Annotated in this window: 13 protein-coding genes and 1 pseudogene; 5 read left to right on the top strand and 9 right to left on the bottom strand. The window is 74.8% G+C overall.

What is annotated here, in order from left to right; genetic code table 11:
* Positions 1-275: 275 nt before the first annotated feature.
* Positions 276-995, bottom strand: coding sequence for an aspartate/glutamate racemase family protein (locus ACZ6X9_RS19460; protein ID WP_469779239.1), 720 nt, complete (start codon positions 993-995; stop codon positions 276-278).
* 159 nt (positions 996-1154) lie between these two features.
* Here ACZ6X9_RS19460 and ACZ6X9_RS19465 point away from each other — a divergent pair, with 159 nt between their 5' ends.
* Positions 1155-2387 (top strand): alpha/beta hydrolase family protein, encoded by a 1233-nt coding sequence (locus ACZ6X9_RS19465; protein ID WP_469779240.1) that lies wholly within the window; start codon positions 1155-1157, stop codon positions 2385-2387.
* A 165-nt stretch (positions 2388-2552) separates the two neighbouring features.
* On the opposite strand, the gene hutI is transcribed toward ACZ6X9_RS19465, so the two are convergent.
* The 4 genes from hutI to hutU form a co-directional block, all read right to left on the bottom strand.
* Positions 2553-3731: an imidazolonepropionase gene (gene hutI / locus ACZ6X9_RS19470; protein ID WP_469779241.1), complete on the bottom strand. Its 1179-nt coding sequence runs from the start codon at positions 3729-3731 to the stop codon at positions 2553-2555.
* A 557-nt stretch (positions 3732-4288) separates the two neighbouring features.
* Positions 4289-5635, bottom strand: coding sequence for a formimidoylglutamate deiminase (locus ACZ6X9_RS19475; RefSeq protein ID WP_469779242.1), 1347 nt, complete (start codon positions 5633-5635; stop codon positions 4289-4291).
* Positions 5626-6813: an allantoate amidohydrolase gene (locus ACZ6X9_RS19480; protein WP_469779620.1), complete on the bottom strand. Its 1188-nt coding sequence runs from the start codon at positions 6811-6813 to the stop codon at positions 5626-5628. The genes ACZ6X9_RS19475 and ACZ6X9_RS19480 overlap by 10 nt, the downstream gene beginning before the upstream one ends.
* A 152-nt stretch (positions 6814-6965) precedes the next feature.
* Complete coding sequence (hutU, locus tag ACZ6X9_RS19485) at positions 6966-8627, bottom strand: urocanate hydratase (RefSeq protein WP_469779243.1); 1662 nt, start codon at positions 8625-8627, stop codon at positions 6966-6968.
* Between the two features lie 180 nt (positions 8628-8807).
* Here hutU and ACZ6X9_RS19490 point away from each other — a divergent pair.
* Positions 8808-10186: pseudogene (locus tag ACZ6X9_RS19490) on the top strand (type III PLP-dependent enzyme domain-containing protein).
* Here ACZ6X9_RS19490 and ACZ6X9_RS19495 read toward each other — a convergent pair.
* On the bottom strand, positions 10170-10778 hold the full coding sequence (locus ACZ6X9_RS19495) for a hypothetical protein (RefSeq protein ID WP_469779244.1): 609 nt from the start codon (positions 10776-10778) through the stop codon (positions 10170-10172). The pseudogene ACZ6X9_RS19490 and the gene ACZ6X9_RS19495 overlap by 17 nt on opposite strands.
* A 427-nt stretch (positions 10779-11205) precedes the next feature.
* Between ACZ6X9_RS19495 and ACZ6X9_RS19500 the strand changes: the two genes are divergently transcribed.
* A complete protein-coding gene (locus ACZ6X9_RS19500; RefSeq protein ID WP_469779245.1) occupies positions 11206-11334 on the top strand; it encodes a hypothetical protein in 129 nt (42 codons plus the stop codon).
* A gap of 7 nt (positions 11335-11341) precedes the next feature.
* Here the strand turns inward: ACZ6X9_RS19500 and ACZ6X9_RS19505 are convergent, their stop codons facing one another.
* Complete coding sequence (locus ACZ6X9_RS19505) at positions 11342-12193, bottom strand: MurR/RpiR family transcriptional regulator (protein WP_469779246.1); 852 nt, start codon at positions 12191-12193, stop codon at positions 11342-11344.
* A gap of 142 nt (positions 12194-12335) precedes the next feature.
* Entirely contained in the window at positions 12336-13721 is a 1386-nt protein-coding gene (locus tag ACZ6X9_RS19510) for an acyl-CoA synthetase (protein WP_469779247.1), read from the bottom strand.
* A gap of 101 nt (positions 13722-13822) precedes the next feature.
* Between ACZ6X9_RS19510 and ACZ6X9_RS19515 the strand changes: the two genes are divergently transcribed.
* Positions 13823-14254, top strand: coding sequence for a hypothetical protein (locus tag ACZ6X9_RS19515; RefSeq protein WP_469779248.1), 432 nt, complete (start codon positions 13823-13825; stop codon positions 14252-14254).
* A gap of 411 nt (positions 14255-14665) precedes the next feature.
* Here ACZ6X9_RS19515 and ACZ6X9_RS19520 read toward each other — a convergent pair whose 3' ends face one another.
* Positions 14666-16057 carry a cystathionine beta-synthase gene (locus tag ACZ6X9_RS19520; RefSeq protein WP_469779249.1) on the bottom strand — a complete coding sequence of 464 codons (1392 nt, stop codon included), beginning with the start codon at positions 16055-16057 and terminating at the stop codon, positions 14666-14668.
* 183 nt (positions 16058-16240) lie between these two features.
* On the opposite strand from ACZ6X9_RS19520, the gene ACZ6X9_RS19525 reads away from it, so the two are divergent.
* Positions 16241-17287 carry an SGNH/GDSL hydrolase family protein gene (locus ACZ6X9_RS19525; protein WP_469779250.1) on the top strand — a complete coding sequence of 349 codons (1047 nt, stop codon included), beginning with the start codon at positions 16241-16243 and terminating at the stop codon, positions 17285-17287.
* Positions 17288-17507 lie beyond the last annotated feature (220 nt).

Genomic DNA, 17507 nt, shown 5'->3' on the forward strand with positions numbered 1-17507 from the left:
TTCCGTCACGAGGGGGGGGGGGGGGGGGGGGGGGTTGGTGGGTGCCTGTTTCCCCGCCCGGGGGGGCGGGCGGTCCCCCCCCCGCGGGGGGCTGGGTGGCGGCGCCGGGATCCCCCGCGGGCCGCCACCGTCGTTTGCGCGGGCGCTTCTGTCCGGTTCGCGGGCGCCCCCGTCCAGTTCGCGGGTGCCCCCGTCCGGTTCCGTGGGCGCTCTGTCCGGTTCCGTGGGCGCTCAACCCGTTTTTCGCGGGAGCCCCGGCCGCACCGGCCCGCGCATCAGCCCGCCGGCGTCGTCTCCGGCGCCTCGCCGGCCAGCGCCCACGCGACGGCCGCCTCCGCGTGCAGCCGGGCCGTCGGGAAGACCGGGACCGGGCTGTCCTCGGCGCCGACGAGGAGTTCGATCTCGGTGCAGCCGAGGATGATGCCCTCCGCCCCCGCCGCGACGAGATCGCGGATGACCGCCCGGTACGCCTCGCGGGACTCCTCGCGGACGATCCCGGCGCAGAGCTCCTCGTAGATCACCCGGTGGACGGTCGCGCGGCCGGCCGCGTCCGGCACCAGGACCTCCAGGCCGCCCGCCGTGAGCCGGTCGCGGTAGAAGTCCTGCTCCATGGTGAACGCGGTGCCGAGCAGGCCGACGCGGCGCGGGCCGGCCGCGCGGACGGCGTCGGCGGTGGCGGTCGCGATGTGCAGCAGCGGGACGTCGGTGGCGGCGGTGATCCGGTCCGCGACCTTGTGCATGGTGTTGGTGCAGATCAGCAGCAGTTCCGCGCCCGCGGCCGACAGCGACTTCGCGGCGGCGGCCAGGATCTCGCCCGCCTCGTCCCAGCGGCCCTCCTCCTGAAGCCGCTCGATCTCCGCGAAGTCCACGGAGTACAGCACGCACTTGGCGGAGTGCAGGCCGCCGAGCCGCTCCCGTGTGCGCTCGTTCAGCAGCCGGTAGTACTCCGCGGTGGACTCCCAGCTCATGCCACCCAGCAACCCGATCGTCTTCATCGGGTCACTCTCGTCCCGGTGGTCCGTGGAGGCAACCGAGTTGTGATGTGACGGTGGCCGCAACGGGGTTTCCGCGAGGAACGTGGGGGTGGTGTGATGACGGCGATGATCCACACTCGATCCCTCGACCTCGGCCGTTTCGCTTGGGAGAAGAGACGCGTGAACCGTCCCGGAACCCCGGAGGTGTCGGCCTCCTTAGGACGCCGCTCGCTCCTCCGCGCCTCGGCGGGTGCGGTGGGGGCCGCCCTGGCCGGAGGAGCCGCCGGCGCCCTGGGCCCGGCGGCGCACGCCGCGACCCCCGCGCCCCGCACACCGTCCATGGACCCCGTACCGCTGCCGGCCCCCTCCGGCCCCCACCCGGTGGGCACCTCCCGGCTGCATCTCGTGGACACCTGTCGTATGGACCCCTACGCGCCCGCGCGGGCAGCGCGTGAACTCATGGTGCAGATCTGGTACGCCACGGACCAGGATGCCGGGCGGACGACCGCCCCCTACCTGCCCGGCGGCCTCCTGCCGTCGGTGGAACAGCGCTTCACCCTCCCGACGGGCTCTCTCTCCCGCGTGCGCACCCAGTCCCGCGCCGGCGCGCCCGTGAGCCGTACGCTCCGGGACGCGCCCCTGGTCTTCTACAGCCCGGGCCGTCAGGACCCGGCCGCGACGGGGACCGCGTTCGCCCAGGAGCTGGTTTCGCGGGGGTACGTGGTGGTGGGCGTCAACCACACGTATGACGGGCCGGCCGAGTTCCCGGACGGCCGTGTCGTCCCCGGGAACCCACCGACGAGCGACCCCGGGCAACTGCGGCGGTACTCCGACGTCCGGGCCGCCGACCTGCGCTTCGTCCTGGACGTGCTGAGCGGTGAGCGGGGCGCGAGCCCCGCGCCCGCGGTGAGCGCCGCCGTGGACTTCGACCGGGTCGGCGCGTTCGGACACTCGCTGGGCGGCTCGGCCTCCGCCGAGGCGCTGCGCACCGACGCCCGGTTCTCGGCCGGGATCGCGCTCGACGGCAGGTTGTGGACGGACGCCGTCCGCACCGGGCTGACGCAGCCGTTCATGCTGTTCACGGAGGACTCCGCGGACACCGGCTGGGACTCCTTCATGGCGGCCCACCGGGCGTGGGGCCGCAAGGTGAACCTGCTGGGCACCCGGCACTACGGCTTCACCGACCTGGCGCCGCTGGGCGTCGGCCTGGAGCTGGCGAAGTCCTGGCCGCCGGAGCGGTTCCAGCGGTATTTCGGCACCCTGGAGGGGCGCCGCGCGCAGGCGGTGACCAGCCGTTATGTCACGGCCTTCTTCGGGCTGCACCTGTGCGGGCGGCCCGCGCCGGAGCTGGACGCGCCGGGCGCGGACCTGCCGGAGGTGCGGATCGCCTGGCGGCGGGACGCGGCGGGCTGAGCCGTCGCCCGGCGGCCGGCCCCGGCGCGGGGCGGTCGCCGGCGCGGGGCGGGTTCACCAGCGCGAGGCGGGCCGCCGGTCGCGGTGGCCGCGAGGCGGGCGGCCGTGGCCGGGGTGCCGCGGAGGCGACGGCTGCGGGTCGCCACGGCTCCCCGGCCGCCCGGGTCAGACCTCGCGCACGCCCCGGCGCCAGACCGCGGAGACCAGCGGGACGCCCGGCCGGTACGCGAGGTGCACGTGGCTCGGCGCGTCCAGCAGAACGAGGTCGGCGCGGGCGCCGGGGGCGACGCGGCCGACGTCCGTCCGGCGCAGGGCCGCCGCGCCGCCCGCCGTGGCGGCCCACACGGCCTCGTCGGGGGTCATCCCCATGTCGCGCACGGCCAGGGCGACGCAGAACGGTACGGAACTGGTGTAGGACGAGCCGGGGTTGCAGTCCGTGGAGAGCGCGACCGTGACGCCCGCGTCAAGCAGTCGGCGCGCGTCCGGCCAGGGGGCGCGCGTGGAGAACTCCGCGCCGGGCAGCAGAGTGGCGACCGTGTCACCGGAGGCCAGGGCGTCGACGTCCGCGTCGGTCAGGTGGGTGCAGTGGTCGGCGGAGGCGGCGCCGAGCTCGACGGCGAGCCGGACGCCGGGGCCGTGGCCGAGCTGGTTGGCGTGGACGCGGGCGTGCAGCCCCTTGGCGATCCCCGCCTCCAGGACCGCACGCGCCTGGTCGCCGTCGAACGCGCCGCGCTCGCAGAAGACGTCGACCCAACGGGCGTGCGGGGCACAGGCGTCGAGCATGTCGCCGGTGACGAGCGCGACGTAACCGTCCGGATCGTCGGCGAACTCCGGAGCCACGATGTGGGCGCCGAGGTAGGTGACCTCGTCGGTGTGGGCGGCGGCGATCCGCAGGGCGCGGGCCTCGTCGTGGACGCTGAGGCCGTAACCGGACTTGGTCTCCAGGGTCGTGGTGCCCTGGCGCAGGGCCTCCTCAAGGTGGCGCCGGAGGTTGGCCTCCAGCTCGGCGTCGGTCGCGGCGCGGGTGGCGGCGACGGTGGTGCGGATGCCGCCGGCGCTGTAGCTCCGGCCGGACATCCGGGCGTTGAACTCCTCGGTCCGGTCACCCGCGAAGACGAGGTGGGAGTGCGAGTCCACGAAGCCCGGCAGGACCGCCCGGCCCTCGGCGTCGACGGCGTTGTCAGTGGCGGGTGCTTTGCTTGTCGGACCGACCCAGGCGATGCGGTCGCCGTCGATGACGACCGCCGCGTTCTGGATCACGCCGAGGGGGCCTGTACCGGGGAGGGAGGGGTCGTTGGTGACGAGGCTGCCGATGTTGGTGATCGCCGTGGTGATGGGGGCCATGGGAGTGAGGACGTCCTTCGGGTTCGGGCGTTTCGGGCTCGGCCGCTTCTTGTCGGGGGTTCGGGCGGGGTTCGTGTCGGGGAGGTGGCCGGGCTTCCGGTCGGGGATCCCGGCGGGTGGTCGGACGGGCTTGCCGGCCCGCGGCCCGGCGGGAGCCGCGTCCGGCTTCTCGCCCGGTTCCGCTTCCCGGCGGTCCGGGGACGGACGCTTGCGGGCCGGGACCGGCCGCTCCGCCGCCGAACCTACCCGCCCTGGTGGACCGGGCGGGCCCGGCAGGCCCGGCGGACCGAACGGGACCGGCAGGTCCCCTGAACCGGTCGGGCCCGGGATACCGAACGGCCCGGTCGGGCCGGGCGGTTCCCACGGACCGGGCGGAGCGGGCAGCGTTGTCGGACCGGACGCGCCGGGCGCCTCCCCGGACCCGGACGGACCCGGGATGCCGACCGGACCGAGCGAGCCGGGCCGCTCCGGCGGACCGAACGGGCCCGGCAGGCCCACCGCACCGCCTGGAGCCGGCGGTCGCGTCGCACCGAACGGGTCCACCGGGTCCGGCCGCCTCAGGAGCGCAGGACCGCGATGGAGTCGGCCAGTGCGCCCGCCACGTCCTCCACGAGCAGGTGGACACCGTCCCGTACGACATGCCGCCCGCCGACGATGGTGTGCCGTACGTCCGCGTTGGTCGCCGCGAATACGGCCGTCTCGGCGCCCAGTCGGGGGTGCGGCCCTGCCGTGCGGACGGAGTCGAGCGCGACGGTGGTGAGGTCGGCGAGGGCGCCGGGTTCGATGCGGCCGGCCTCGGACCAGCCGAGGGCGGCGTGGCCGTCGCCGGTCGCGGCGCGCAGCAGGGCGGCGGCCGTCCAGTGGCCCCGGGTGCGGGTGCGGAGGCGCTCGTCGAGTTCCATCGCGCGGGCCTCTTCGAGGAGGTCGATGACGGCGTGGCTGTCGCTGCCCAGGGAGAGCGGGGAACCGGCCCGCTGGAGGGCGGCGGCGGGGCCGATGCCGTCGGCGAGGTCGCGTTCGGTGGTGGGGCACATGCAGGTGCCGGTGGAGGAGCCGCCGAGCAGGGCGATGTCCTCGTCGGTGAGGTGCGTGGCGTGCACGGCGGTGGTGCGCGGGCCGAGGACGCCGTGGTCGGCGAGGAGCCGGGTGGGGGTCACGCCGTGCGCGGCGCGGCAGGCGTCGTTCTCGGCGGTCTGCTCGGAGAGGTGGACGTGCAGGGGGGCGGCCCGGTCGGCGGCCCAGGCGGCGACGGTGGCCAACTGGTCGGCGGGGACGGCGCGCACGGAGTGCACGGCCGCGCCGATCCGGGCGTGCCCGCCGCCCTTGAGGGCGGCGGCGCGTTCGGCCCAGGCGTCGGCCGTGCCGTCGGAGAAGCGGAGCTGGTGCCGGTTGGGCGGCTGTCCGAAGCCGGCGGAGAGGTAGGCGGTGTCGAGGAGGGTGATGCGGATGCCGGCTTCGGCTGCGGCGGCGAGCAGGGCCTCGCCCATGGCGTTGGGGTCGTCGTAGGGGGTGCCGCCGGGGGCGTGGTGGAGGTAGTGGAACTCGCCGACGCAGGTGACGCCGGCGAGGGCCATCTCGGCGTAGGTGGCGCGGGCGAGCGCGAAATAGCGGTCGGGGGTGAGTTTGTCGGAGACGCCGTACATGGTGTCGCGCCAGGTCCAGAAGGTGCCTGAGCCGATCTGGACGGCGCCGCGCAGGGCCCGGTGGAAGGCGTGGCTGTGGGCGTTGGCCAGGCCCGGGAGGGTGAGTCCGCGCAGGGTCACCGCCCCGGGCGGGGGTGCCGTCACCTCGGTGCGCACGGCCGTGATCCGGCCGTCGGCCGGGTCGGTGTCGATGGCCACGCCGGGCTCGACGTGGGTGCCGAGCCAGGCGTGCTCGGCCCAGTAGGTGGTGGTCACCGGCACGCCAGGCCCTCCAGTACGTCGGTGAGTGCGGTCACCCCGGCCACGCAGTCGTCCTCGGTGGCCGTCTCGGCCGGCGAGTGCGAGACGCCGGTGGGGTTGCGTACGAACAGCATGGCGGTGGGAACGCTGCCGGAGAGGATCCCGGCGTCGTGTCCCGCGCCCGTGGGGAGCACGGGCACGCCGCCGAGCAGTCCGGCGAGCTCGTCGCGGAGGCCGTGGGCGAACTCGACGACGGGGGTGAACGACTCGCGGGTGACGCGGACGTCCACGCCGTCGCGGAGGCCGCGTTCGACGGCGGCCTGCTCGATGGCGGCGACGACCTCGGCCAGGGTGGCCTCGTCGGCCGCCCGCGAGTCGAGCCAGCCGCGGACGAGGGAGGCGATGGCGTTGACGCCGTTGGGTTCGACGGCGACCTTGCCGAAGGTGGCGAGGGCGCCGGCGAGGCGCGCCTTCTTGCGGGCGGCCAGGACGGTGTTGGCGTAGGTGAGCATCGGGTCCTTGCGGTCCTCGATGCGGGTGGTGCCCGCGTGGTTGGCCTCACCGTGGAAGTCGAACCGCCAGCGGCCGTGCGGCCAGATCGCGGAGGCGACGCCGACGGGGTGCGGCGTCTCGGCGAGCGCGCGGCCCTGCTCGACGTGCAGCTCGACGAACGCGGCGATGCGGGCGAGGCGTTCGGGGTCGGGGCCGATGGCCTCCGGGTCGTATCCGGCCCGTTCCATCGCCTGCGGCAGGCCGACGCCGTCGGCGCCGCGCAGCGCGTGCGCGGCCTCGGGCGTCAGGGTGCCCGCGGTGAGGCGGGAGCCGACGCAGGCGACGCCGAAGCGGGCGCCCTCCTCGTCGCCGAAGTTGACGACGGCGAGGGGCCGGGTGGGCGCGGCGCCGCGCGCGCGGAGTCCGTCGAGGGCGGCGAACGACGAGACGACGCCGAGGGGGCCGTCGAAGGCGCCACCGTCGGGGACGGAGTCCAGGTGGGAGCCGGTGACGACGGCGTCTCCGGCGGTGGGGTCGCCGAGCCAGGCCCACTGGTTGCCGTTGCGGTCGACCTCGTAGGTGAGGCCGCGGCTTTCCGCCTGGGCCTTGAACCATTCACGGCAGTCGGTGTCGGCGCCGGTCCAGGCGTGGCGGCGGTAGCCGCCGCTTTCGGGGTTCCGGCCGATGGGCGCGAGGTCGCGCCACATCTCGTGGAAGCTCGCGCCTGCGGCGGGCCGGTTCCCCACCCCTCCCCCAGAGGGGGCACCCCCACTTCCCGTTTCTTGCGGGGGCTGCGCCCCCGCACCCCCGAAACCGCGCTCCGCGCGGTTGTCCTCAAACGCCGGACGGGCTGTATCGCTCACGCGTCACCCTCGCGCATCGGCACCCGAACACCCCGGTTCTCGGCGACCGACTCCGCGATGTCGTACCCGGCGTCCACGTGCCGGATCACGCCCATCCCCGGGTCGTTCGTCAGCACCCGCCGGATCTTCTCGCCCGCCAGCGGCGTGCCGTCGGCGACCGTCACCTGGCCGGCGTGGATCGAGCGGCCCATGCCGACGCCGCCGCCGTGGTGGATCGACACCCAGGAGGCGCCCGAGGCGACGTTGACCATGGCGTTGAGCAGCGGCCAGTCGGCGATGGCGTCGGAGCCGTCGCGCATGGCCTCCGTCTCACGGTAGGGGGAGGCGACGGATCCGCAGTCGAGGTGGTCGCGGCCGATGACCACGGGGGCGGACAGTTCGCCGCTCGCCACCATGTCGTTGAACCGCTCGCCGGCCCGGTCGCGCTCGCCGTAGCCGAGCCAGCAGATGCGGGCGGGGAGGCCCTGGAAGTGGACGCGTTCGCCGGCCATCTTGATCCAGCGGGCGAGGGACTCGTTCTCGGGGAAGAGGTCGAGGATGGCGCGGTCCGTCGCGGCGATGTCCTTGGGGTCGCCGGACAGGGCCGCCCAGCGGAAGGGGCCCTTGCCCTCGCAGAACAGCGGCCGGATGTAGGCCGGGACGAAGCCGGGGAAGGCGAACGCCCGCTCGTACCCGGCGAGCCGGGCCTCGCCGCGGATGGAGTTGCCGTAGTCGAAGACCTCGGCGCCGGCGTCCTGGAATCCGACCATGGCCTCGACGTGCTTCGCCATGGACTCCCGGGCGCGGGTGGTGAAGCCGGCCGGGTCCTTGGCGGCGGCGTCGGTCATGTCCTCGAAGGCGATGCCGGTCGGCAGGTAGGCGAGCGGGTCGTGGGCGGAGGTCTGGTCGGTGACGATGTCGATGGGCGCGCCCATCGCGAGGAGCTGCGGGACGAGGTCGGCCGCGTTGCCGAGGACGCCGATGGAGAGCGGGCGCCGGGCGTCGCGGGCCTCGACGGCCAGGTGGAGGGCGTGGTCGACGGAGTCGGCCTTCACGTCGAGGTAGCGGTGCTCGATGCGCCGGTCGATGGCGCGCGGGTCGCAGTCGATACAGATCGCGACGCCGTCGTTCATGGTGACGGCGAGCGGCTGGGCGCCGCCCATGCCGCCGAGGCCGGCGGTGAGGGTGATCGTCCCGGCGAGGGTGCCCTGGAACTTCTTGGCGGCGACCGCGGCGAAGGTCTCGTAGGTGCCCTGGAGGATGCCCTGGGTACCGATGTAGATCCACGAACCGGCGGTCATCTGCCCGTACATGGTGAGGCCGAGGGCCTCCAGGCGGCGGAACTCCTCCCAGTTGGCCCAGTCGCCGACCAGGTTGGAGTTGGCGATCAGGACGCGCGGCGCCCACTCGTGCGTCTGCATCACACCGACCGGGCGGCCCGACTGGACGAGCATGGTCTCGTCCTGCTTCAGGGTCCTCAGGGTGCGGACCATGGCGTCGAAGGAGCGCCAGTCGCGGGCCGCCTTGCCGGTGCCGCCGTAGACGACGAGCTTGTCGGGGTGCTCGGCGACCTCGGGGTCGAGGTTGTTCTGCAGCATCCGCAGGGCGGCCTCCTGCTGCCAGCCCAGGGCGCTGAGCTCGGTGCCTCGCGGCGCTCGCACGGGTCGCGGTCCTGACATGGGCCCTGCCTCCCTGACTCCCGGCCGCGGCGGGCGCCGGCCGTGGGTGAGAAGAACGTGTGGAGAACGTGCTGAATAGAACTTCTGCACATACTGGGCCGGTGAATACGTCTAGTCAACAGGTGGTGGGACCCCCTTCGCGCCGTGGCGCGGCACCGGGTCCGGTGGTGAAGTAGGGGGGTGGGCCTGACGGGGAACGGCCGGCCGGAGCCCGGCCCGGCGGAGCGGCGGGACGCCGCCGTCCGGGCGGCGGTGGCGCGGGGGCTGGTGAACGAGGGGCACCCGGTGGCCGGGTTGCTGGACGTGACCGGGATACGGGCGTCGGCGGCGGCCCTGCGCGCGGCGTTCGCCGACGTCCGGACCGGCGGCGAGGCGCGGGCCGGCGGCGGCCGGGGCGTACTGCACGCCTTCGCGGTGAAGGCCGCCTCCCTGGTGCCGGTGCTGCGGCTGCTGGCCGACGAGGGGCTGGGCTGCGAGGTGGCGAGCCCCGGCGAGCTGGCCCTGGCCCGCGCCGCCGGCGTGCCGCCCGACCGGATCGTCCTCGACTCCCCCGCCAAGACCCCCGCCGAGCTGCGCGAGGCACTGGCCCTCGGCATCGCCGTCAACGTGGACAGCCGGGCCGAACTCGCGCGTCTCGACGCCCTCGTGGCATCCGGCGGGCCGCCCGCCTCCCCGCTGGGCGTCCGCGTCAACCCACAGGTGGGCGGCGGCAGCATCGGCGCGATGAGCACCGCCACGGAGAGCTCGAAGTTCGGCGTGGCGGTGCGCGACCCGGGGCCCGCGCCTGGCTGCTGCGGGCGTACGCGGACCGCCCCTGGCTGACCCGGCTGCACGGCCACGTCGGTTCGCAGGGCTGCCCGCCGGAGCTTCTCGCGGAGGGCGTGCGGATCGTCTACGAGCTGGCCGAGGAGATCAACGGGCTCGCCGGGCGGCAGCAGGTCGACACCCTCGACATCGGGGGCGGGCTGCCCGTCGACTTCGCCTCGGATGTGGTTCCGAGCCACCGGGACTACGCGCGGCTGCTCGCCGCGACCGTGCCGGGGCTGTTCGACGGGCGGTACGGGCTGGTCACCGAGTTCGGCCGGTCGCTGACGGCCAAGCACGGCCTGGTGCTGGCCCGCGTCGAGTACGCCAAGTCCGCCGGTGGCCGCCGGATCGCGGTGACGCACGCGGGTGCCCAGGTGGCCACGCGGACGGTCTTCGCGCCGGACGCCTGGCCGCTGCGGGTGGCCGCGTACGACGTCCGGGGGCTGCCGAAGACGGGCGAGCCGGTGCCCCAGGACGTCGCCGGGCCCTGCTGCTTCGCGGGCGATCTGGTGGCCGTGGGCCGGAGCCTGCCGCCGCTGGACACCGGCGACCACGTCGCCCTGCTCGACACCGGCGCCTACTACTTCTCCACCCACTTCGCCTACAACGCGCTGCCCCGGCCGGGGGTGTACGGCTGGCTGGACGCGGCGGACGGAGTGCGGTTCGCGCCCGTCCGCGCGCCGCAGTCCCTCGGCGAACTGGTCGCCGAGAGCGGGGGCACGCACGCGGAGGCGCTCAGCGGGCTGCGCTGACCGCCGCCCGGGGCGCCGCGGGACGCCGGGACCGGCGGGCACCGCCCGGGGCGGCGTCACCGGCCGCGAGACCGGTGGTCAGGTAGGCGGGGACGCCCTTGGCGGCCGGGCTGCCCTTCGCCCACTCCGTCCGCACCCACAGCAACGCCTCCGCCCGGCGCTCCAGCCCGCCCAGCCACTGGGCCTTCGCCCACAGGCCCGCGCCGACACCGGCCAGGGCCAGGCCGGCGGCGCCCGGGGCCACGAGGGACGAGGCGACGGCGGCCGGGAACGCGAGCGCCAGCCACCAGCGGCGGCCTCGCCGCCAGGTGCGGGCGGTGACGGCACGGTCCTGGAGGAAGACCGCCTTCCCGGCGCGCGAGGCGGCTCGCGCCAGATGTGTGTAGCGCTTGCGGCGGGCCGTGAACGCGGCGGCGGCGGTCGCCAGGAACAGGGCCGCTCCGGCGAGCAGGCCGATGCGGCGGCCGGTGAGGCCGGGGAGGGCGGCTCCGATGCCCGCCGCGAGCAGGCCGAGCCACCACAGCAAGGCGGCGGGTGCTCGTACGATCACGGCGACGCGCGCCAGTGAGCTGCTTCCGTTTCCGCGTCCCATCCTGAACCTCCTCACGTCGGCTGATCCTGGGCGGAGGGTAGCGGGCGAATCTGAGGAGAAGCTGAGGATGTCCGGGCGGGGGCGCCTGCGGCGGGCTGTGCCCCGGTCCCTCCCCCAGAGGGGGCACCCCCACTTCGCCGCTTCCCGGGGGCAAGCCCCCGCCCCCCTGAAACCGCGCTCCGCGCGGTTGTCCTCAAACGCCGGACGGGCTGAAGTGGGCGCTCGCTTCAGCCCGTCCGGCGTGAAAGGGCGGGACCGGGGCATCCCACATGACCGAACGATGACAGCAACGTCATACCCCGGTATCACCCACCGCTGAGCGCCCCGGTATGACGTGTACGCGCCCCCGGCCCCGCTACCGTCGACGTAGCGCACGGGGGCGGAGCAACGAGCGAAGGGACCCGGAATGCCGGTCGACAAACGGGGATTGAGGCGACGCGCGGCCGTCGCGGCGGTGGCGCTGGCGCTCACAGGGCTGATGAGCTTCCTGGGGTCGGCGACGGAGGCCGGCGCGCAGGCGCCGCAGCGGACAGCCGCGAGCGCCCAGGCCCGCTGACACCGCGTCACTCCGCGAACAGCCCCCGCGCCACCGCCTTGACGTCGAACTCCTCCAGCCGCGCCTGCGCGTCGGGCAGCGCGTCGCACATCGCCTCCAGCAGCACCCGTCCCAGCAGCATCGGCGCGCAGGCGGTGTCGAAGACCAGGCCGGTGCCCACGGCGGCGGGGAGCAGCAGGTCGCTGTGGCGGGCGACGGGGGCGAAGGTGGAGTCGGCGACGGTGACGACGGTGAGGCCCGCGCCCCGCGCGTACTCCAGTGCCTCGACCACCTCGCGCGGGTGGCGGGGCAGGGCGAAGCAGAGCAGGACGCTCGCGCCGGCCCGGACCGCCGCGTCGAGGCGGTCGACGAGCAGGCTGCCGCCCTCGTCGAGCAGCCGGACGTCGGGGTGCACCTTGCGGGCGAAGTAGGTGAAGCCGGCCGCCTGGGCGCCGGCGGCCCGCAGGCCGAGCACCGGCAGCGGCCGGGAAGCGGCCAGCAGCCGGCCCGCGCGGGCCACGGGCTCGGGGTCGGCGAGCAGCGAGGCGAGGTGCCGCAGGTTGTCGATCTCTGCGTGGACCGCCTGCTGGTAGGCGTTGTCCGTGTCCGGCGCCGCCGCGGGGGCCGCCGGGACCGCCTCCCGCAGGTGGCGGCGGAGCGCCGGGTACCCGTCGAAGCCGAGGGCCACGGCGAAGCGGGTGACGGACGGCTGGCTCACCCCGGCGAGCTCGGCCAGTTCCACGCTGGAGAGGAAGGGGGCGTCGGCGGCCCGGCGCACCATGCAGTGGGCGATGCGGCGCTGGGTGGGCGTCAGCCGGTGGCCCTCGAAGAGCTTCTGCAGCCGTGCGGTGGCCTCCGGTGCCGCGCCGGTCTCCGTCATCCGCTCGTCCTCTCGGGTCGCTCCCGGGTCACTCCCGGATCGTTCCCCGGGCCGTTCCCGGGGGGCACCGGGCCATTCATCCGGTCCGGGTCTGCATGGAATTATGCAGGCCCGGCGGACCGACGCCCCCCGCCCGCGCCCCCTACAACCCCTCCAGCAGCTTCTTCTGCGGCTTGCCCATCGCGTTGCGCGGCAACGCCTCCAGGAACCGGACGCGGCGCGGCCGCTTGTGGACGGACAGATGACCGGCGACGAAGTCGATCAGCGCCTGTTCCGTCACCCCCTCCGCCACCACGTACGCGACGATCTCCTGGCCCAGGTCGTCGTGCGGCAGCCCGACGACGGCCGCCTCGGCCACCGCCGGGTGGTCGAGCAGCGCGTTCTCCACCTCCCCGGCGCCGACGCGGTACCCGCCGGACTTGATGAGATCGGTGGAGGCGCGGCCGACGATGCGGTGGGTGCCGTCGGGGTCCAGGGCGGCGATGTCGCCGGTGCGGAACCAGCCGTCGGCGGTGTGCGCCCGGGCGGTGTCCCCGGGGCGGCCGAGGTAGCCGGCGAAGAGCGTGGGGCCCGACACCTCCAGCTCGCCGATGCCGTCGCCGCCCTCGACCGCCGCGATCCGGGTGCGCGTCCCCGGCAGCGGTACGCCGACGCGTCCCGGCACCCGCTCCCCGTCCGCCCGGGCGGCGACGGTGATCAGCGTCTCCGTCATCCCGTACCGCTCGACGGGCCGCTGTCCGGTCAGCGCCTCCAGCTCGCGGAAGACGGGCGCGGGCAGCGCGGCGCTGCCGGAGACCAGCAGCCGCGCCCCGGCCAGCCGCCGGGCGGCGGCGGGGTCGCGGACGACCCGGGACCACACCGTCGGCACCCCGAAGTACAGGCTGCCGCCCGCCGCCGCGTAGGCCTCGGGCGTCGGCTTCCCGGTGTGGACCAGCCTGCAGCCGGTGCGCAGCGCCCCCAGCACGCCCAGGACGAGCCCGTGCACGTGGAACAGGGGCAGGCCGTGGACCAGGGTGTCCTCCGCCGTCCACTGCCAGACCTCGGCGAGCCCGTCGAGGCAGGCCGTGATGGCGTCGTGCGGTATCAGCACGCCCTTGGGGGCGCCCGTGGTGCCGGAGGTGTAGAGGATCAGCGCCGGACGGTCCGGGTCCGCCGTCCGCGCCGGGTGGCCGGCCCGTTCCCCGATGTCCACCGGGACGGAGGCCACGTCGTCGTCCTCCGCCTCCCCGCCGAGGAGGAGTTCGGCGCCGGAGTCCCGCAGGATGTGCCGACGTTCGACGGGCCCGGCGTCCGGTGGCAGCGGCACCACGGGCACCCCGGCGAGCAGTCCGCCGACGACCGCCACGGCCGTCTCGGCCGTCGCCGTCGCGCGGACGGCGACACAGGCCGCGCCGGCGATCCGGTGCGCCACGGCCCCCGCCGCGCCGAGCAGGTCCTCGCGGGAGAGGGTGCGGCCGGCGAAGGAGAGGGCGTCCGGCCGGTCGGCGGTCTCGCCGTCGGTGAGGGACGACAGGAGGGCGGCTGTCACGGACTGCTCCTTCCACGGGCCCGCCCCGGGGACGGCCCCACTGCGGATACGGGTGCTGACCCCACTGACGGAGGTCACGGGCCGACCGTACCGTTGTCGGCATGAGCGGCCATGACCCAGACCTGAAGACCGACCTCAAGAAGGACCTCGACGCGTCCCTCCAGGCCCGCAGGGAACTGGGCGACGACTACGAGACCGAGCTCGTCGACTCCTTCCTCGAGAAGGTGGAGAGCAAGCTCGACGGCGCGGTGGAGCGGCGGCTGCGCCGCCAGGCGGCGGAGCAGCAGATGGCGGCCGCGCGCGGCGGCAGGCCCGGCGCGGGCGGTGAGTTCGGCACGTTCGGCGAGCGCTTCGGCTTCGCCGTGGTGACGCTGGTGCTGGCGATCCCGCTGTCCGCGATCGGCGTGGCCAACGCCGGGCTGGCCGGCCTGCTGGTGACCTGGGCCGGGATCGTGGGGGTCAACGCGGTGCAGGTGATGCGGGGGTTCCCGTGGCAGCGGAACCAGGACCGCGGCGGCTCGGAGTGGGACTGACCGGTGTGGGACCGACCCGGAACGGGACTGCCCCGGGGCGGGACTGAGGGGTCCCGGGACCGGGCCTGAACGGAACGGACTGCGCGGGGGCCGCCGCACCCCGGGCCGAGCCCGGGGTCGGGACGGCGGCGGTCCCCCGCGGGGACGCGGCCCGGGCCCTGGGGCGCCGGCCACCGCGTCCGGACGGCCGTGGAGTCCGGGAGCCGCTCCGGAAGTCCAGCCGTCGCACCGACGTGCCGCCCGGGACGTCTCCGTCCCCGCGGCACGCCTCCCAGTGTGGCCCGGCCGTGTTAAGTCCGTGCTGCCGTCACGTGACACATACGTTCCCTTTACGGGGCGAGGGCGCGTCTTGACGGGCCCCGAACGCGCCGGGCCGGTTCGCACCGGCCCGGCGCCCCCGTACGCGTCCGGCTACTTGCTCCCGTTGCCCTCCGCCAGGAAGGCCAGCAGGTCCTGACGGCTCACCACACCGGTCGGCTTGCCCTCGACCAGCACGATCGCCGCGTCCGCCTGCCCCAGGACGGTCATCAGGTCGCCGATCGGCTCGCCGGAGCCGACCTGCGGCAGCGGCGCGCTCATGTGCTTCTCCAGCGGGTCGGAGAGCGAGGCGCGCTGCGTGAACAGGGCGTCGAGCAGCTCGCGTTCCACGACCGAGCCGATGACCTCGGCGGCCATCACGTCCGGGTGGCCGGCGCCCGGCTTGACGATCGGCATCTGCGAGACGCCGTACTCGCGCAGCACCTCGATCGCCTCGCCGACCGTCTCCTCGGGATGCATGTGCACCAGCGAGGGCAGGCCGCCGTCCTTGCGGCGCAGCACCTCACCGACGCGGGCGGCGTCGCCCGGCTCCTCCAGGAAGCCGTAGTCCGCCATCCACTCGTCGTTGAAGATCTTGCTGAGGTAGCCGCGGCCGCTGTCCGGCAGCAGGACGACCACGACGTCGTCCTCGGTCAGCCGCTCGGCCAGGCGCAGGGCGCTGACCACGGCCATGCCGCAGGAGCCGCCGACCAGCAGCCCCTCCTCGCGGGCGAGGCGGCGGGTCATCTGGAAGGCGTCCTTGTCGGAGACCGCGATGATCTCGTCGGTCACCGTGCCGTCGTAGGCGGTCGGCCAGAAGTCCTCGCCGACGCCCTCGATCAGGTACGGACGGCCGGAACCGCCGCTGTAGACCGAGCCCTCGGGGTCCGAGCCGACGACCTTGACCCTGCCGCCGCTGACCTCCTTCAGGTACCGGCCGGTGCCGCTGATCGTGCCGCCGGTGCCGACGCCCGCGACGAAGTGCGTGATCTTGCCTTCGGTCTGCTCCCACACCTCGGGACCGGTGGAGTGGTAGTGCGACAGCGGGTTGTTCTTGTTGCTGTACTGGTCGGGCTTCCAGGCGTTGGGGATCTCACGGACCAGCCGGTCGGACACGTTGTAGTACGAGTCCGGGTGCTCCGGGTCGACGGCGGTGGGGCAGACGACGACCTCGGCACCGTAGGCCCGCAGCACGTTGATCTTGTCCTGGGACACCTTGTCCGGGCAGACGAAGACGCACTTGTAGCCCTTCTGCTGGGCCACCATCGCGAGACCCACGCCCGTGTTGCCCGACGTCGGCTCGACGATGGTGCCGCCCGGCTTCAGCTCCCCGGACTTCTCCGCGGCCTCGATCATCCGCACGGCGATGCGGTCCTTCACCGATCCGCCGGGGTTGAAGTACTCGACCTTGGCCAGCACGGTCGCCTTGATGCCCTCGGTCACGCTGTTGAGCTTCACGAGCGGGGTGTTCCCGATGAGCTCGATCATCGAATCGTGATACTGCACGGTGGTCTCCGCGGTCGGGGGCACTAGCGGTTCGTCGCGTGCCCGTACAACCAGCCTATTCGGACGATTCGAGGGCCGAGTGCACCAGTGACGCGTTGCACTGACCGGTGCTCGGGGCACGTAGCTATCAGCACGGTCGAGCAAGGGTGCACAGCGCTCGCGGAGCGGGAGGAGACCCGCCTTATGTCCATGTCGAGGGCGAGGGCCGCGCGACGGATCGCGGCGGCGGCGGCATACGGAGGCGGCGGCATCGGGCTGCTGGGCGGGGCGGCCCTCGGGCTGCTGCTGACCGAGGTGGCGCTGGCCCGACGGGTCGTCGGAGGCAACAACGAGGTACCGCCGCAGGCGGACGGCCGGTACGGGTCGGCGTTCGTCCACCGGGCCGGGAACGACCCCCTGGTCCTCGGCATGCTGGGCGACTCCACGGCCGCGGGCAAGGGCGTCCACCGGCCCCGGCAGACGCCCGGCGCCCTGCTGGCCGCCGGACTGGCGGCGGTCGCCGAGCGGCCGGTGGAGCTGCGGAACGTGGCGCTGTCCGGCGCCCAGTCCTACGACCTGGAACGGCAGGTCACCCTGCTGTTGTCCGGTCACGACCGGGCCCCCGACGTCTGCGTGATCATGATCGGGGCCAACGACGTCACCCACCGGGTACCGGCCGCCCGCTCGGTCCGCCTGCTGTCCGAAGCCGTGCGCAGACTCCGCGACGCGGGCTGCGAGGTGGTCGTCGGCACCTGCCCCGACCTCGGCACGATCGAACCGGTCTACCAGCCGCTGCGCTGGCTGGCCCGGCGACTCAGCCGCCAGTTGGCGGCGGCGCAGACCATAGGGGTGCTGGAGGCGGGCGGGCGCACGGTCTCCCTGGGCGACCTGCTCGGGCCGGAGTTCGAGTCCAACCCCCGGGAACTGTTCGGCCCGGACAACTACCACCCCTCGGCGGAGGGCTACGCGACCGCCGCCATGGCCGTGCTGCCCACCCTCTGCGCGGCGCTCGGCCTCTGGCCGGAGGACGAGGAGCGGCCGGACGCCACCCGCCGCGAGGGCATCCTGCCGGTGGCCCGGGCCGCGGCCGAGGCGGCGGCCGAAGGCGGCACCGAGGTCACGGCGGCCCGCGGCCGCTGGGCCCTCCTCAAGCACCGCCGCCGCCGGCAGCTTCCCCCGGCCGAGGGGCCGGGGGACGGACCGGGGGACGGGCCGGAGCGGCACCACATGTGGCACCGGGTGGGGAGGTAGCCCCGGCCCCTCCCTTTCACCGTTTCCTGCGGGGGCAGGCCCCCGCACCCCCGAGCGCACCTTCGGCGCGCGTCCTCAAACGCCGGACGGGCTGATACTCCAGCCCGTCCGGGCGTCGCGGAGCGACAATGGACGGGCACCCCGCCGCCGGGGGAACCGCATGCCGTCGTCCGGCCCGACGGCCATGAGTCACATCACAGCCGCGGCCTCGTGACCTTGA

The organism is Streptomyces sp. NPDC052910, assembly GCF_055585605.1.

Coding starts and splice junctions, on each gene's coding strand:
- ACZ6X9_RS19515 (WP_469779248.1), top strand. CDS start 13,823: ATGAGCGGCCATGACCCAGACCTGAAGACCGACCTCAAGAAGGACCTC.
- ACZ6X9_RS19525 (WP_469779250.1), top strand. CDS start 16,241: ATGTCCATGTCGAGGGCGAGGGCCGCGCGACGGATCGCGGCGGCGGCG.
- hutU (WP_469779243.1), bottom strand. CDS start 8,627: ATGTCAGGACCGCGACCCGTGCGAGCGCCGCGAGGCACCGAGCTCAGC.
- ACZ6X9_RS19505 (WP_469779246.1), bottom strand. CDS start 12,193: ATGACGGAGACCGGCGCGGCACCGGAGGCCACCGCACGGCTGCAGAAG.
- ACZ6X9_RS19495 (WP_469779244.1), bottom strand. CDS start 10,778: ATGGGACGCGGAAACGGAAGCAGCTCACTGGCGCGCGTCGCCGTGATC.
- ACZ6X9_RS19460 (WP_469779239.1), bottom strand. CDS start 995: ATGAAGACGATCGGGTTGCTGGGTGGCATGAGCTGGGAGTCCACCGCG.
- ACZ6X9_RS19480 (WP_469779620.1), bottom strand. CDS start 6,813: ATGTGGCGCGACCTCGCGCCCATCGGCCGGAACCCCGAAAGCGGCGGC.
- hutI (WP_469779241.1), bottom strand. CDS start 3,731: ATGGCCCCCATCACCACGGCGATCACCAACATCGGCAGCCTCGTCACC.